Annotated in this window: 12 protein-coding genes, 4 tRNA genes and 1 pseudogene; 11 read left to right on the top strand and 6 right to left on the bottom strand. The window is 60.9% G+C overall.

The annotated features are described in order from the left end of the window. Positions 1-5: 5 nt before the first annotated feature. Positions 6-1,067 (top strand): AI-2E family transporter, encoded by a 1,062-nt coding sequence (locus CWC48_RS01205; RefSeq protein ID WP_078047651.1) that lies wholly within the window; start codon positions 6-8, stop codon positions 1,065-1,067. Positions 1,068-1,083: 16 nt separating this feature from the next. Here CWC48_RS01205 and CWC48_RS01200 read toward each other — a convergent pair whose 3' ends face one another. Next, positions 1,084-2,124, bottom strand: a complete 1,041-nt coding sequence (locus tag CWC48_RS01200; RefSeq protein ID WP_078047652.1) for a HAMP domain-containing sensor histidine kinase — start codon at positions 2,122-2,124, stop codon at positions 1,084-1,086. Next, complete coding sequence (locus CWC48_RS01195) at positions 2,124-2,888, bottom strand: response regulator (protein ID WP_078047653.1); 765 nt, start codon at positions 2,886-2,888, stop codon at positions 2,124-2,126. The genes CWC48_RS01200 and CWC48_RS01195 overlap by 1 nt, the downstream gene beginning before the upstream one ends. A 260-nt stretch (positions 2,889-3,148) precedes the next feature. Between CWC48_RS01195 and pyrF the strand changes: the two genes are divergently transcribed. Beyond that, on the top strand, positions 3,149-3,847 hold the full coding sequence (pyrF, locus tag CWC48_RS01190) for an orotidine-5'-phosphate decarboxylase (RefSeq protein WP_010211681.1): 699 nt from the start codon (positions 3,149-3,151) through the stop codon (positions 3,845-3,847). Between the two features lie 694 nt (positions 3,848-4,541). Here pyrF and CWC48_RS01185 read toward each other — a convergent pair. Next, positions 4,542-5,549, bottom strand: a complete 1,008-nt coding sequence (locus CWC48_RS01185; RefSeq protein WP_078047654.1) for an NADP-dependent oxidoreductase — start codon at positions 5,547-5,549, stop codon at positions 4,542-4,544. 228 nt (positions 5,550-5,777) lie between these two features. Here CWC48_RS01185 and CWC48_RS01180 point away from each other — a divergent pair, with 228 nt between their 5' ends. From CWC48_RS01180 to CWC48_RS30745, 4 genes and pseudogenes are all read left to right on the top strand, one after another. Then, positions 5,778-6,539, top strand: a complete 762-nt coding sequence (locus tag CWC48_RS01180) for an SDR family oxidoreductase (RefSeq protein ID WP_078047655.1) — start codon at positions 5,778-5,780, stop codon at positions 6,537-6,539. A gap of 202 nt (positions 6,540-6,741) precedes the next feature. Further along, positions 6,742-8,154: a PLP-dependent aminotransferase family protein gene (locus tag CWC48_RS01175; RefSeq protein ID WP_100491176.1), complete on the top strand. Its 1,413-nt coding sequence runs from the start codon at positions 6,742-6,744 to the stop codon at positions 8,152-8,154. A 114-nt stretch (positions 8,155-8,268) separates the two neighbouring features. Beyond that, positions 8,269-9,378: pseudogene (locus tag CWC48_RS30750) on the top strand (HAMP domain-containing protein); the annotation flags it as partial. Then, on the top strand, positions 9,355-10,236 hold the full coding sequence (locus CWC48_RS30745) for a methyl-accepting chemotaxis protein (RefSeq protein WP_371857062.1): 882 nt from the start codon (positions 9,355-9,357) through the stop codon (positions 10,234-10,236). The pseudogene CWC48_RS30750 and the gene CWC48_RS30745, both read left to right, overlap by 24 nt. A 36-nt stretch (positions 10,237-10,272) precedes the next feature. Here the strand turns inward: CWC48_RS30745 and CWC48_RS01165 are convergent, their stop codons facing one another. Together CWC48_RS01165 and CWC48_RS01160 are read right to left on the bottom strand one after the other, a co-directional pair. After that, positions 10,273-11,085, bottom strand: coding sequence for an alpha/beta fold hydrolase (locus tag CWC48_RS01165; protein ID WP_078047658.1), 813 nt, complete (start codon positions 11,083-11,085; stop codon positions 10,273-10,275). 1,016 nt (positions 11,086-12,101) lie between these two features. Continuing rightward, positions 12,102-12,872 carry a hypothetical protein gene (locus CWC48_RS01160; RefSeq protein WP_099493402.1) on the bottom strand — a complete coding sequence of 257 codons (771 nt, stop codon included), beginning with the start codon at positions 12,870-12,872 and terminating at the stop codon, positions 12,102-12,104. Positions 12,873-13,231: 359 nt separating this feature from the next. Between CWC48_RS01160 and CWC48_RS01155 the strand changes: the two genes are divergently transcribed. From CWC48_RS01155 to CWC48_RS01140, 4 genes are all read left to right on the top strand, one after another. Further along, a tRNA-Glu gene (locus CWC48_RS01155) sits at positions 13,232-13,307 on the top strand. Between the two features lie 4 nt (positions 13,308-13,311). Next, a tRNA-Gly gene (locus tag CWC48_RS01150) sits at positions 13,312-13,387 on the top strand. Positions 13,388-13,491: 104 nt separating this feature from the next. Beyond that, positions 13,492-13,567, top strand: a tRNA-Glu gene (locus tag CWC48_RS01145). Positions 13,568-13,570: 3 nt separating this feature from the next. Continuing rightward, a tRNA-Gly gene (locus CWC48_RS01140) sits at positions 13,571-13,646 on the top strand. A gap of 89 nt (positions 13,647-13,735) precedes the next feature. On the opposite strand, the gene CWC48_RS01135 is transcribed toward CWC48_RS01140, so the two are convergent. Next, positions 13,736-14,527 carry a response regulator transcription factor gene (locus tag CWC48_RS01135; RefSeq protein ID WP_078047660.1) on the bottom strand — a complete coding sequence of 264 codons (792 nt, stop codon included), beginning with the start codon at positions 14,525-14,527 and terminating at the stop codon, positions 13,736-13,738. Positions 14,528-14,696: 169 nt separating this feature from the next. On the opposite strand from CWC48_RS01135, the gene CWC48_RS01130 reads away from it, so the two are divergent. Further along, positions 14,697-15,770 carry a polyamine ABC transporter substrate-binding protein gene (locus CWC48_RS01130; protein ID WP_371857060.1) on the top strand — a complete coding sequence of 358 codons (1,074 nt, stop codon included), beginning with the start codon at positions 14,697-14,699 and terminating at the stop codon, positions 15,768-15,770. Positions 15,771-15,803 lie beyond the last annotated feature (33 nt).

Here is a 15,803-nt window from a genome sequence, read left to right as displayed (position 1 = left end):
ACTCCATGCCCAATAACGATCGCCTACTGGTGCAAATCCTGCTGCTGGTGCTGTTCGGTGCCAGCTTCTGGGTGATGGCGCCGTTTTGGTCGGCGCTGTTCTGGGGCGCGGTGCTGGCATTTGCCAGTTGGCCGCTGATGGTCCTGCTCACGCGCTGGCTGGGCGGTCGCGAATCCTTGGCCGCCGGCATCCTCACGTTGTGCTGGATGTTGCTGGTGGCGCTGCCGCTGGTGTGGCTGGGTTTCAATCTCGCAGACCACGTGCGCGATGCGACGGCGTTGATCAAGGATATCCAGGTCGATGGCCTGCCGGAGGCGCCCACCTGGCTAGGCTCGATCCCCTTTGTCGGCGAACGGTTGGTGGCGATGTGGGACAGCATCGACCAGCAGGGCGCAGCCTTGATGGTCAGCATCAAGCCGTACCTGGGGCAAGTCGGCAATTGGCTGCTGGCGCGCAGTGCGCAGATCGGCGGTGGAATCCTGGAGCTGACCCTGAGCCTGGTCTTCGTATTCTTTTTCTACCGGGACGGGCCGCGCCTGGCAATGTTCGTCCACCGTCTGCTGGAGCGCTTGATCGGCGACCGTGCCGGCTACTACATCGAACTGGTGGCGGGGACGGTCCAGCGGGTGGTCAACGGCGTGATCGGCACCGCCGCCGCCCAGGCCGTGCTGGCGCTGATCGGTTTCCTGATCGCCGGCGTGCCGGGTGCGCTGGTGCTGGGTATCGTCACCTTCCTGCTCAGCCTGATCCCCATGGGCCCGCCGCTGGTGTGGATCCCGGCCACGGCCTGGCTGGCCTGGAAAGGCGACTACACCTACGCGGTGTTCCTCGGTGTGTGGGGCACGTTCATCATCAGCGGCGTGGACAACGTGCTCAAACCCTACCTCATCAGCCGTGGCGGCAACCTGCCGCTGGTGATTGTGCTGCTTGGGGTGTTCGGCGGCTTGATAGCCTTCGGTTTCATCGGCCTGTTTATCGGCCCGACCCTGCTGGCGGTGGCCTACAGCCTGTTGATGGATTGGAGTGCGACCCAGGCCCAGGGGCGCCGAGAAGACAAACCGCTGTGATCCATGGGAACCGGGGTCAGGTCCTGGGCAACCACATCACCGCAGTCAAGCCACCGCCTGGGGTTTCTTCGAGTTCCAGTCGACCGCCGAGGCGCTCCGCAGCCTCCTTGGAAATCGTCATGCCCAGGCCGACCCCGCCGGAGTTGCGGTTGCGTGAGCCCTCAAGCCGATAGAACGGCTCGAACACCGCCTCGCGCTTGTCCGCCGCGATGCCGGGGCCGTGGTCGATCACGCGGATGACCAGGGCTTCGCGGCTGTCCGTCAGTTCGATGCGCGCCGTGCCGGCATAGCGCAAAGCGTTGTCGATTAGGTTGTTGAGGCACGAACGCAAGGCCATCGGCTGCACCTGCAGCGGCGCGCAGGTGCCGGCGAATTGCACATCAGAGCCTTGGTCCTGGGCGTTTTCGCTCATCGACTCCACCAACGCCTGCACGTCCAGCCAATGCCGGGTTTCGCTGGTGCGTTGCTCGTGCAGGTAGCTCAACGTGGCGTCGAGCATGCCGATCATGTCGTCGAGGTCCTGGCGCATCTGGCCCTGCAGCTTGGTGTCTTCGATCTGTTCCAGGCGCAGCTTGAGGCGTGACAGCGGGGTGCGCAGGTCATGGGACACCGCGCCGAGCATGCGCGCACGCTGGCTGACCTGTTCGCGGATACGTCGTTGCATCAGGTTGAAGGTCGACGCTGCCTGCCGTGCCTCCCGTGGCCCCGACTCGTCGAGAGGTGGGCTGTCGAGGTCCAGGCTCAAGCGCTCGGCGGCTTCACTCAGGCGCTGGATCGGCCGGCTCAGCAGCTTGGCGCCGTACCAGGCAGCAATGATCAGCGAGATGAACTGGAACGTCAGCGGCACCACCGGGCCACCGAACCAGGGGCGGCGATGCTCCTTGTGCAGCGGCTTCATGGATCCGTCCGGCTGCTCCACGAAGACTTCCCGGGGCGGTGGCGGCGGGGGCGGGCCGTAGTAGCGAAACCAGGAGATTGCCAGCACGTGGGCCAGCACAATGGCCACCAACAACACGCCAAACAGCCGACCGAACAGCGTGTTGAAGGCGTTGCGCATCAGCCGATATCCCGGGCGTCGAACAGGTAGCCTTCGCCGCGTACGGTCTTGATCAGTTGCGGCGCCTTGGGGTCATCCCCGAGTTTCTGCCGCAGGCGCGACACCAGCAAGTCAATGCTGCGATCAAAGGCTTCGATCGAGCGGCCACGGGCGGCATCCAACAATTGCTCGCGGCTCAGCACCCGACGCGGACGCTCGATAAACACCCAGAGCAGGCGGAATTCGGCGTTGGACAGCGGCACCACCAGGCCATCGTCGGCCACCAGCTGGCGCAGCACACTATTAAGGCGCCAATTGTCGAAGCGGATATTGGCGCGCTGTTCGGTGCGGTCATCGCGCACGCGACGCAGGATGGTCTGGATGCGTGCCACCAGCTCACGCGGCTCGAAGGGCTTGGACATATAGTCGTCGGCGCCCAGCTCCAGGCCGATGATGCGGTCGGTGGGTTCACAGCGGGCGGTGAGCATCAGGATCGGGATGTCCGATTCCGCGCGCAGCCAGCGGCACAGCGACAAGCCGTCCTCGCCTGGCAGCATCAGGTCGAGCACGACCACGTCAAAGGTTTCGGCCTGCATGGCCTGGCGCATGGCGGTGCCGTCGGTGACACCGGTGGCCAGGATGCCGAAGCGGGCGAGGTAGTCGATCAGCAGTTCGCGGATCGGCACATCATCATCAACGATCAGCGCGCGGGTGTTCCACCGCTTGTCATCGGCGATCACCGCGCCTTTTTGCTCGTCGGTCATGGAGACGGAAGGGGTATGCATAATGCGATCATCTGCCCTGTTGTTGCGGTCAGCATAGGCGCCCAGCCCCATGGCTGGAAGTGCTGGTCGGTGGGTCGTGCGAGCGAGGCTAGCCGTGGGGCGTGTTGGGGGCATGTCGTGAATGTATCAGCTTTGAAATAATTGCCCTTAAATGCCTGCCCAATGGCGGTTGGTCAGTATTTACCGATCATCGGATCCCGCAACGGCGCTGCTTGCGCTACAATCCGCGCCGATTTCGACTTGCCTGAGAGCCCATTCCAATGTCCGTCTGCCAGACTCCTATCATCGTCGCCCTGGATTACCCCACTCGTGACGCCGCACTGAAGCTGGCTGACCAGTTGGACCCGAAGCTGTGTCGGGTCAAGGTCGGCAAGGAACTGTTCACCAGTTGCGCCGCAGAAATCGTCGGCACCCTGCGTGACAAAGGTTTCGAGGTGTTCCTCGACCTGAAATTCCACGATATCCCGAACACTACTGCCATGGCGGTCAAGGCTGCCGCCGAGATGGGCGTGTGGATGGTCAACGTGCATTGCTCCGGTGGCCTGCGCATGATGAGTGCCTGCCGTGAAGTGCTGGAACAGCGTAGCGGGCCTAAGCCGTTGCTGATCGGTGTGACTGTGCTGACCAGCATGGAGCGTGAGGACCTGGCCGGTATTGGCTTGGACATTGAGCCTCAGGAGCAGGTGTTGCGCCTGGCAGCGCTGGCACAGAAAGCTGGCCTTGATGGCCTGGTGTGTTCGGCGCTGGAAGCCCAGGCGTTGAAAACTGCGCACCCGTCGCTGCAACTGGTGACCCCGGGGATTCGTCCGGCGGGCAGTGCCCAGGATGATCAGCGGCGCATTTTGACGCCGCGGCAGGCGTTGGATGCGGGCTCCGATTACTTGGTGATCGGCCGGCCGATCAGCCAGGCGGCTGATCCGGCCAAGGCGTTGGCAGCGGTTGTTGCCGAAATCGCCTGACCGAGACGTCCTGTTGGAGGCGGCCTGACCGATGGCCGCTGTCTGACTGAAGCCCCGCGATCCAAGTGAGGGAGCGGGCTTGCCAGCGACGGTGGCCTAACTGCCGACCACTCTTCAACTGCTGCCCTGCGATCCAAATGTGGGAGCTGGCTTGCCTGCGAAGACGGCCCGACAGCCGACCACTCTCCAACTGTCACCCCGCGATCCAAAACTGTGGGAGCTGGCTTGCCTGCGAAAGCGGCCCGACAGCCGACCACGCTCTGACTGTTGCCCCGCAATCCAAATGTGGGAGCTGGCTTGCCTGCGAAGGCGGCCTGACAGCCGACCTGGATGTTGGATCTGATCGGGTACATATCCGTTATTTGGGTAACGGCTGGTATGGGTTCCGCCCTTACGGCGGCTCACTTTTGAAAAGCGCAAAAGTAAGCAAAACGCTCTTGCCCCAACACTCGGCACCTCGCCTAGGCTCGGTGTGCCCGTAATCCGACAGGTATTTGGGGGGCCGCCGCCACGCGCCATCCATGGCGCGGGGCGGCTAAACCGGCATCCCTGCCGGTTTACCCCCCAAATCCCTGTCGAATTCCGGCCAGCGTGTTTGACGGGGCGCCTTAGATCAAAAGCGGATCAAGGGCAGGATCAAGAGCAACATCAACAGCGGCTCGCTTCGCATCGTGGTTACGTTGGGGCAGCTTTTTCAGATGACTTTGAGTACGAGTTTCCCAAAGTTTTCGCCGTTGAATAGCTTCATCAGCGTCTCGGGGAAGGTTTCCAGCCCTTCTACGATGTCTTCTTTGCTCTTGAGTTTGCCCTGAGCCATCCAGCCGGCCATTTCTTGGCCGGCGGCAGCGAAGTGGGCGGCGTGATCCATGACGACAAAGCCTTCCATGCGTGCGCGGTTGACCAGCAGTGACAGGTAGTTGGCCGGGCCTTTCACGGCTTCCTTGTTGTTGTATTGGCTGATGGCACCGCAAATCACCACGCGGGCTTTTAATGCCAGGCGGCTGAGCACTGCGTCGAGAATGTCGCCGCCGACGTTATCGAAATACACGTCTACGCCTTTGGGGCACTCGCGCTTGAGTGCGGCGGGTACGTCTTCGCTTTTGTAGTCGATAGCCGCATCGAAGCCGAGTTCGTCCACCAGGAACTTGCATTTGTCTGCGCCGCCGGCGATACCCACCACGCGGCAGCCTTTGATTTTGGCGATTTGCCCGGCAATGCTGCCCACGGCACCGGCCGCACCGGAGATCACCACGGTTTCGCCGGCCTTGGGCGCACCGGTGTCCAGTAGGGCGAAGTAAGCCGTCATGCCGGTCATGCCCAGGGCCGACAGGTAACGGGGCAGCGGGGCCAGTGTCGGGTCAACCTTGTAGAAACCCCGAGGCTCGCCCAGGAAGTAGTCCTGTACGCCCAAGGCGCCGTTGACGTAGTCGCCGACCGCAAACTTTGGGTTGTTCGAGGCAATCACTTTGCCCACGCCGAGGGCGCGCATTACTTCACCGATGCCGACCGGCGGGATGTAGGACTTGCCTTCATTCATCCACCCACGCATGGCGGGGTCGAGGGACAGGTATTCATTGCGCACCAGCACCTGGCCGTCCTGGGGCGTGCCCACGGGCACTTCCTGGTAGGTGAAGGTTTCCCGGGTGGCCGCGCCGACCGGGCGCTTGGCGAGCAGGAATTGGCGATTGGTCTGGGCGGTCATGGCAGCGACTCTTCTGGAAATGAACCTGAAGTGATAGACCTTGAACGGTCTGGGAGCAAGGTTCACCGAGGGCGCGAATGCCGCTCGATAGGCACTGCTGATAGTCGGGCGGTGGCTCTTATCACTGCGATTCATGCAGCCTCAACTGGCCTTCTGATAGTGCTGACGCGCTCGGCGCGGCGTTGGCTAGACTCGACCCACAGTTATTTTTCCCACGGGACATCTTCCATGAGCATGACGTTTTCCGGCCAGGTTGCCCTGGTGACTGGCGCCGCCGCCGGTATTGGCCGCGCTACCGCGCTGGCGTTCGCCGCCGAAGGCTTGAAGGTAGTGGTTGCCGACCTGGATGCAGCGGGCGGTGAAGGCACCGTCGCCCTGATCCACCAGGCCGGTGGCGAAGCGCTGTTTGTGCGCTGCAACGTCACGCAGGAAGCCGAAGTACAGCAATTGATGGCCCAGACCCTCGCCGCCTATGGCCGCCTGGACTACGCCTTCAATAATGCCGGCATCGAGATTGAGAAAGGCAAGCTGGCTGACGGCAGCCTGGATGAGTTCGACGCGATCATGGGGGTCAACGTCAAGGGCGTGTGGCTGTGCATGAAGCACCAATTGCCGCTGCTGCTGGCCCAGGGCGGCGGGGCGATCGTCAACACTGCATCGGTCGCGGGGCTGGGCGCGGCGCCTAAGATGAGCATTTATGCCGCGTCCAAGCATGCCGTGATCGGCCTGACCAAATCGGCGGCCATCGAGTATGCGAAGAAGAAAATCCGCGTCAATGCGGTGTGCCCGGCCGTGATCGATACCGATATGTTCCGGCGTGCCTACGAAGCCGACCCACGCAAGGCCGAATTTGCCGCCGCCATGCACCCGGTGGGACGCATTGGCAAGGTCGAGGAAATCGCCAGCGCGGTGCTGTACCTGTGCAGCGACGGTGCGGCCTTTACCACCGGCCAAGCCTTGGCGGTGGACGGTGGCGCGACGGCTATCTAGGACCTCGGGTCGCCCTTCATTCGAAAACGGTGTGGGGGGCGTGAGGTATTTCCATAGCTGGCACCGTGCCTTGTCAGATTGTGTATCAACAGGTAAATAACTCAATAAAATCAATACTTTAATAAAACTTGGCGAGCGGCCGGGGTGGGCTTCTGTGCTTAACTGTCCTGGGTTGAATAACAGACAGTGAAGTGAGTGGCGCATGGATTTAGGGATCGATCGACAAGCCCTTGTACCGGTGGTGCAGCAAATCATCAGCGCGGTGGCGCAATGGATTCGCACGAGTGGGGCGAGCCCTGGCACACGCTTACCGTCCGTTCGCCAGGTGGCCCTTGATAACCTGCTCAGCCAGTCCAGCGTGATCGAGGCGTTTGATCGATTGGTCGCGCAGGGAGTGCTGGTTTCAAAACAGGGTTCGGGTTTCAGCGTTGCCCAACCGCCGACGTCGCACGAAGGCCAGTGGTACGAAGGGGCCGAGCAAGACTGGGGAGCCTTCGCCGATAACCCGTTGGGTGAGCTGAAACTGGGCTGCGGCTGGTTGCCGGATACCTGGCGTGAAAGCGATGACATCAGTTACGCGGTCCGCGAAGTGACCCGTACCGACACCGCTGGCCTGTTCAACTACAGCACGCCCTTGGGGCTGCCCGCATTGCGCGAGCAATTGCTCAAGCGCCTGGGCCAGGTCCACATCGCTACCCATCTCGACCACATCCTCACCACGGCCGGCGCCAGCCATGCCCAGGACCTGCTGATCCGCACGTTGCTCAAGGCCGGCGATTGCGTGGTGGTCGAAACGCCGGGGTACGGCAACCTTTATCGGCAATTGGCGTTCCACGGCGTGCAACTGCTGCAGGTGCCACGCACTCGCGGTGGCCCGGACATCCCGGCGCTGGAAACGCTGTTGCAGCAGCATCGGCCCAAGTGCCTGTTCATCAACAGCCTGTACCACAACCCCACCGGCTCCAGCCTGAGCCGCACGGTGGCCGAGCGTTTGCTGGAGCTGGCGCGCCGCGAAGATTTCCTGATCATCGAAGAAGATGTCTTCGGCGACCTGCAGCACGCCAGTTGCACACGGCTTTCGGCGTTGCCCCATGATGACCGGGTGATCTACGTATCGAGTTTTTCCAAGACCCTGAGCAGCGCCTTGCGCGTGGGTTACCTGAGTGCCAGCGCGGCGATCATCGGGCAATTGGCCAGCCTCAAGACCTTGACCGGCTTCGGTACCTCGCGATTTGCCGAGGCGGTGGTGGCCACGCTGCTGGCCAACGGCACCTACCGCAAGTGGGTGCAGCGTTTGCGCAAGCGCCTGAATGCGCAAATGGCTGCCACGTTGCAGGTGCTGGAAGACGAGGAGTGGGAGGTGTTTACTGCTCCGGCCGGCGGGATGTTTGTGTGGGCGCGGCCGGGGGCGGGGGATCGGTCGCGGTTGCAGGCTTGTGCGCGGCGGCTCGGGGTTTTGTTATCACCGGGGGCGCTGTTCAGTCCAACCCATGAGCCCTGCGACTGGCTGCGCATTAATGTGGCCTATGCGGCGGATCAACGCGCCTTGGCGTTGTTCCGGGCCATGGGCCCCGCCAGATCGACCTCGACCATTCTGAAAACGACGAGCGTGTAGCTTTTTGCCATTATTGTGGCGCCAACGACTTGTGCTCAGTGCCTTGTGGTTGCGAATCTCGCCTGTGTAAACCGGGCTCGATGGCAATTGCCATTGCAAGAGGATTCAAGTGCAATGATTTCGGCCGTGCAACGACAATTCGCCAACCTCGGTATGGCAAAAAAACTGGGCTTGGGCTTCACCCTGGTGCTGCTATTGACGGCGGTGGTCGCGGCGATCGGCGTGTGGTCCCTGCAAACCGTTGGCCAGCGTTTCGAAGGCCTCAAGGCCATGTCCTCGCTCAACAGCGGCTTGCTCAAAGTGCGCCTGATCGAGCAGGACTACGCGCTGCATGCCGACCCCAAGGCCGTCGACGCGCTGCATGAAAGTGTCGACGCGTTGGCGGCCCTTGCCGCGAACCTCAAGGCCCAGTCGGCGACCAATGTGCCGGTCATGACCGACGTCGAGCAGGCCCTGGCCGCGTACCGCAAGGCGTTCGATGAGTTTGTCGAACTGACCCAGACCAAGGACCTGGCGTTGGAAATGGCCAGTTGGTCGGTGTCCAGCGTGGCCAATAACCTCGATGTGCTGCAAGCCGGGCTGGCAGATGACGGTGCCTATGGCCTCAAGGAAAGCCAGGGCAAGGAGGGTGCCGAATTCATCGAGCAGGCCGGGCAAGTCAGCCAGGTGTCGCGCCTGATGCTGCAAGCCATGAACGAAGCGCGGGTGCGCCTGGACCAGAGCCGCAAGGTGAGCGAGGAAGAAACCGAACAGGGCAAGATCGAGCAGGCCGACCAGGCTTTGGCCCAGGTCGAGCAACTGAAGACCTCGGTCAAGGACCCCGGCTACCAGACTGTGCTCAACGAAGTGTCCGGGCATATTGCCGCCTTCAGTGAAAAACTCGGTGAGTACACCGGCTTGCTGGCCCAGGAGAAGGTGGTTTACAAACAGCTGCATGACCGGGCGGGTGAGGTAGTCAGCCGGGTCAACCAGGCGTATGACGCTGAAGACCAGTCCATGCAGGGGCAGTTGAAGAAAAGCGCGATGCTGATCATCGGCTCGTCGGCCCTGGCCTTGCTGGTGGGGTTGATTGCGGCGTGGGTGATTACCCGGTTGATCGTCGCCCCGCTGCGCAGTGTGATCGCGGTAGCCCAACAGATTGCCGCCGGCGACTTGAGCGGGCGCATGGAGGTCAGCCGTCGCGATGAAATCGGCCAACTGATGCAGGCCATGCAACAGATGGGCAACGGCCTCAGCCAGATGGTCAGCGGCCTGCAAGCCGGTATAGAGCAACTGGCGAGCTCGGCGCATTCGCTGTCCAGCGTCACCGAGCAGACCAACGTCGAGGTCAGCAGCCAGAAAGAAGAAACCGAGCAGGTCGCCACGGCGATGAACCAGATGACCGCCACGGTACACGACGTGGCACGCAACGCTGAAGAGGCCGCGCAAGCTGCACAGACCGCAGACGACAAAGTCGACAGTGGCCAGCAGGTGGTGCGCCAAAGTCTGCAGCGCATTGAATTGCTCGCCACCTCCAGCACCAGTGCCAGCGCCAGCATCGAGAGCCTGAGCGTCGAGATCCAGAATATCGGCACGGTGTTGAGTGTGATCAAGAGCGTGGCCGAACAGACCAACCTGCTGGCCCTCAACGCCGCCATCGAAGCCGCCCGTGCCGGCGAGCAAGGGCGTGGCTTTGCGGTGGTGGCGGATGAAGTACGGGCCCTGGCCAAGCGTACCCAGCAATCCACCGAAGAAATCGAGCGCCTGATCAGTAGCTTGCGCAGCGCGGCCCAGTCGTCGGTGCAGCAGATCCAGCAAAGCGGGGAGCTAGTAAAGCTGGCGGTGAGCGACGCCCTGGAAGCCGAGAGTGCCCTGGGCAGCATCGCCGTGGCGGTGTCGTTGATCCAGCAGATGAACCAGCAGATCGCCGCGGCCGCCGAGGAGCAAAGCTCAGTGGCCGAAGAGATCAACCGCAGTGTCACCAGTATCCGCGCCAGTGCCGATCAGTCGGCGCTGAGCATGCAGGGCAACGCCGCGTCGAGCATCCAGCTGGCGCAGTTGGGGGCGGAGCTCAAAGGGATGGTGGGGCATTTCCGCCTGTGATCGCCGCGTTGGCGCAGCGATCACAGGGAAGGGGGGTCAGGCGTTGTTGGCGAGGAAGGTCAGCAGCGCTTCGTTGACGAAGTCCGGATTTTCCCGGGCGCTGATATGGCCCGCCTCTGGAATCAGGATCAGGCTGCAGCCAATCAGGCCGGCCATTTCCTCGGACTCGGCGGGTGGGCGTGGTTTGTCCTGCTCGCCACACATCACCAGGGTGGTGTCGGCGTCCAGGCGTGGCAACTGCTCCAGCACAGCCTCGCGACTGAAGATCAAGCGGCCCAGGGGCACGATGCTCTGCAGCAGGCGCTCTTTGGAGTAGCCCTGCAATTGCCTGCGAAAATCCTGGTACAGCGCTGATTCGCGGTCGATACCCGGGCGGAAAAAGATCGGCGCGACCACGTCCAGCAAGGGCTCAGGGATGGCACCGGCATCTTCGATCATCTTGAACAGCGAGAAATAGTACTGGCGCGTGGCTTCGGGCTCGGCGCCCAGGTACGTGTCCATCAGCACCAGACTGTTGATGCGCTGCGGCGCCAGCAACGCCAGGCGTGCGCCCCACATGCCTCCGACGGAGAGCCCCACGAGGTTGATCTGGGGGATATCCAGTTGGTCCAGCAAGGCCAGGGCCTGGCGCGCGAGGTCATCAAGAGAGCGGGTGTGCGCCGGCAGTGGGCCGGATTCGCCATGGCCCCACAGCTCGGGCACGATCACGCGGTATTGTTGCGACAGGGCTTCGATCTGCGGCGCCCACATGTCGGCGCCCCATAGGTAGCTTGAGCCCAGCAGGACGACGGGGCCTGAGCCCTGGTCGACGTAGTGCAGTGGTTGTCCATCAATGACGGCGACAGGCATAGCAGGCCTCTGACTTCGTGGAGTAAGGGGCACTTTTGTACGCTAGTCGGAGGCGGGGGGATAGATGCAAAGTGATGGCATGTGGCGAACTGGGTTTGCCACAGGGGGCGTCTGGGGATGGTGCTGGACCACAAGCCACAGCTATCTAACTGTCACCCCGAGATCCAAACTGTAGGAGCTGGCTTGCCTGCGAAGGCGGCCCGACAGCCGACCACAATCTAACTGTCACCCCGCGATTCAAAAATGTGGGAGCTGGCTTGCCTGCGAAGGCGGCCCGACAGCCGACCACAATCTAACTGTCACCCCGCGATTCAAAAATGTGGGAGCTGGCTTGCCTGCGAAGGCGGCCTGACAGCCGACCACAATCTAACTGTCACCCCGCGATTCAAAAATGTGGGAGCTGGCTTGCCTGCGCAGGCGGCCCGACAGCCGACCACAATCTAACTGTCACCCCGCGATTCAAAAATGTGGGAGCTGGCTTGCCTGCGAAGACGGCCTGACAGCCGACCACAATCTAACTGTCACCCCGCGATTCAAAAATGTGGGAGCTGGCTTGCCTGCGATGGCGGCCTGACAGCCGGCCTGGATGTTGGATCAGATTGAGTACATATCCGTTATTTGGGTAACGGCTGCTATGGGTTCCGCCCTTACGGCGGCTCACTTTTGAACAGCGCAAAAGTAAGCAAAACGCTCTTGCCCCAACACTCGGCACCTCGCCTAGGCTCGGTGTGCCCGTAATCCGACAGGTATTTGGGGGGCCGCCGCCACGCGCCATCCATGGCGCGGGGCGGCTAAACCGGCATCCCTGCCGGTTTCCCCCCCAAATCCCTGTCGAATTTCGGCCAGCGTGTTTGACGGGGCGCCTAAGATCAAAAGCGAGATCAAGATCAAGATCAAGATCAAGATCACGATCAAGATCACGATCAAGATCACGATCAACAGCGACTCGCTTCGCATCGTGGTTTGGGGGGGGTGGTTACAGCGTTGTTAGGCACCTATGCACTGAGAGGGCATCATTAGTCGTAAATAACTTTTTTCTTCCACTCGGCGTCGGCGTCGACCACCTTGAGGCCTTCGGTCAGTTCGTTGACTTCGTCTTCGGCCGGTTTGCTGTTGGTCAGCACGGTGGAGTTGGCGCGGGCCAGTTGGGCTTCCAGTTGTTGCAGTTGTGCGCTGTAGATCACCGGCTCCGGCTGTTTGCGCAGGTACTGCACGCCACGTTCGAAGGCCAGGCGTGCCTGACCCGGTTGGCCTTGTTGCAGGGCGTGCTGGCCGAGGTTGTTGAAGAATTCGATGTGCAGCAACACCAGGATATGGCGGATTTCCCTGATCCAGTGCTTGGCTTCGTTGGCCGGCAGGAAACCGTCCTGGGCCGCGCGGGTGACTTGGCCATGCAGGGCTTCGAGCAGGAAGCGCACGTCCTTGGCCTTGGCTTCGGTCTGGATCGGCGCGGGTGGGTTGTTCACCGGGATGGATTCACCCTGGGCCACCAGCGTATTCAGCTCGGCAATGCGGGCCTTGATCGGTGCGCTGCCTTTGTTGAGGTTCAACAGGCGCTGGTTGACGTTGAGTTCCAGACGAGTCAGCAACAGCTTGAGCGCCGGGGTCATCAACTGGCCGGGGAAGGTCTCGGTGATTTCACCGCAGCGGCGCAGGCGATCGTTGAGTTCGATCTCGGTGCGCTTCTTTTCCAGCTTGTTGTTTTCCACCACGTGGTTCATGTAGCCAATGGCGATCAGTATTGCGATCCCGGCTATTACCAGCAGGGTGATCATGAGTGGTGTCACCGGTGTGACCTCTTTATAGGGTTTACAGTGGAGTGTAGTGACTGGGCCATCCGGCGGATAGGACTGATCGACCAGTTGCCCGGGTACTTTGCTTCTATATAGAAAGGCGTTCCCTGCATGGATGCACATTGCCATCATTTGCTGGAACGAACTATAGCGTCTTGTCGGGCGCCAGAATATAGGCGTCAAGGGCCGGACGGGCAGAATGCCCGCCAGGGCCCGGAAAGCAGGGCGAAGTCATTGATTTAAATAAATTTATCCTTGGGGGTTGACGACCTTTCAATCCATCCATAGAATGCGCGCCACTTACAGCGTAAAGCACACAGCGAAACGCGGTAGGGAGTGAATGTTGTACGTGTGTCCCCTTCGTCTAGTGGCCTAGGACACCGCCCTTTCACGGCGGTAACAGGGGTTCGAGTCCCCTAGGGGACGCCAATATGCGGGAATAGCTCAGTTGGTAGAGCACGACCTTGCCAAGGTCGGGGTCGCGAGTTCGAGTCTCGTTTCCCGCTCCAAATTTAAGCAGTATTGCCTTCGGGCGGTACTGAGTGAAACCAGGGCATAATCTTCGGATTTAATCTCTGGACACTGAAATACACACCATGTGTTTCAGTTGTGTGTCCCCTTCGTCTAGTGGCCTAGGACACCGCCCTTTCACGGCGGTAACAGGGGTTCGAGTCCCCTAGGGGACGCCATTTGCGGGAATAGCTCAGTTGGTAGAGCACGACCTTGCCAAGGTCGGGGTCGCGAGTTCGAGTCTCGTTTCCCGCTCCATATTCAATGAAAACGCCGATCAGCGATGATCGGCGTTTTTGTGTGTGCGTGATTTGTGCGCAAACGCCGCAGGCCTGCTGCGGCGCCGTTCAGTGCGCGGTGAGGGCTTCCTGCCCGGGCATGAAAAAACGCGCAAACAGCTCGGATTGAGACTTGATGTTCAGTTTGTTGTAGAGGTTGCGACGGTGGACTTTGATGGTCTCCGTCGACAGGTTCAGCTTGCCGGCGATTTCTTTGTTGGAAAAACCACTCAACAGCAACCTGAGCACATCTTTTTCCCGCACAGTGATTTGTGCGCCCAATTGCACGATGGCCTCTGACCAGGGCGGCGGCTCGGCCTGGCTTTTTTCTGCATCGCTCTCAAAGCACATGCGTTGATGCATCAATGCCATCACCCAGGGCTTGATGATGTCCAGCGTGGTGATCTGCTGTGGGCTGTAGCGCACGTTGCTGCCCAATGAAATGCACAACGTTCTGTCGGCATCAAGCTGGACGTTGTATTGCACCTCATCCACGCTGACGTACTGGGCAAAATATTGGTGGTAGTACTCGGTGGTCAGGAAGTGCTCCGGCGCAATGTCGGACAGGTGAAAAAAACCACTCTGCGGCTGCTCTCGGTTGGCGATGTAAAACGGGTCCAGTAGGTACAGCCCCTTTACATAGCGCTGGGTCAGCGCGTCCACTTCATCCGCATCGGCGACTTCGGTCATGCTGATGACCCGCACGTGTTGGTCGCTGAAGATCAGCACCACCCAGTTGTCGATCTGCACGTATTCCTTTAACACGCGAACCAGCGAGCTCCAGAAGGCCGGGCGGTTGAGCTGCATGATCAGCGTCCCGGCCGACCGATGCCAGGCCAGGTTGTGAAGGTCGAGCGACATTTACTACCCCTTTAGGGTTAGTGATGCGTTGAACGGGGCTAAGTACTTATAGGTATTTACTAATCGGACGTGCCGAGTATATTCACCCCCCAATGGATGAAGGCCATGATGGCCTGTCGTTTTTGACAAGGATAGCTATATGAGTCAACCCCATTTGCGCGGCATTTTTATGTCTGTGTTGGTCTGCCTATGTGTCAGTGCGCCGGTTTCGGCGGCCGAATCACGGGTCAACCTGTATAACTGGTTCGGGCTGATCGCGCCGGAAACGCCGAAGGAATTCGAGCAGAAAACCGGTACCCGGATGCACCTGGATGCCTTCGACAGCGCCGAGATCATGCAGAGCAAGGTCATGGCCGGACGCACCGGGTATGACGTCGTCGTCGCCACCTCGAATGTCTTGCCCAGCCTGATCCAGGCCGGCGTGCTTGCACCGTTGGACCGCTCCCAACTGAGTAATTTCTCGCACATCGATCCCGAAATGCTGGCGCTGCTGTCCGCCAACGATCCGGGTAACCGGTATGCCGTGCCGTATTTGTGGGGCACCACCGGCATTGGTTATGACGTGGACAAGGTCAAGGCCGCCCTGGGCGACGATGCCCCGGTGGACAGCTGGGACCTGATCTTCAAGGAAGAGAACATCAGCAAGCTCAAGTCGTGTGGCGTGGCGATGCTCGACTCCCCGAGTGAAATCATTTCGATCGCCTTGCATTACCTCGGGCTGCCGAGCAACAGCCAGAACCCTGAGGACTACCAGAAAGCCCAGGCGTTGTTGCTGAAGATCCGCCCTTACGTGCTCTATTTCGATTCATCCAGAACGGATGCTGACTTTGCCGACGGCAATATTTGTGTGGTGGTGGGCTGGGCGAGCGGGGCGCTGACGGCGCAGGCCATCAATGAGAAAAACAAAACCGGCCGCAAGATCGCCTACAGCCTGCCGCGTGAAGGTGGGCTGGTGTGGTCGGAAAACTTCGTGCTGCTCAAGGATGCGCCCCATGCCCGGCAAGGCCTGGCGTTTATCAACTACATGCTCGACCCGCACGTCATAGCCAAGAGCTCCAACCACACGCTGTACCCCAACGCCAACAAGGATGCCACCGAGTTGGTCGAGCAGAGGTTGCGCGACAACCCCTGGATCTATCCGTCCAAAGAGACCATCGCCACCTTGGTGCCCCTTGAGCCGCTGCCCTTGAAGTTGGAGCGGATCCGCACGCGTGTGTGGACCAAGGTGAAGAGTGGGACGTGATCGAGTGAATGAATAGGCATGTCCAGCGGTTGG

The sequence above is a fragment of the Pseudomonas sp. S10E 269 genome (assembly GCF_002798465.1).
Classification (GTDB): Bacteria; Pseudomonadota; Gammaproteobacteria; order Pseudomonadales; family Pseudomonadaceae; genus Aquipseudomonas; species Aquipseudomonas pergaminensis.
This window is presented reverse-complemented; position numbering and strand designations above follow the sequence as displayed.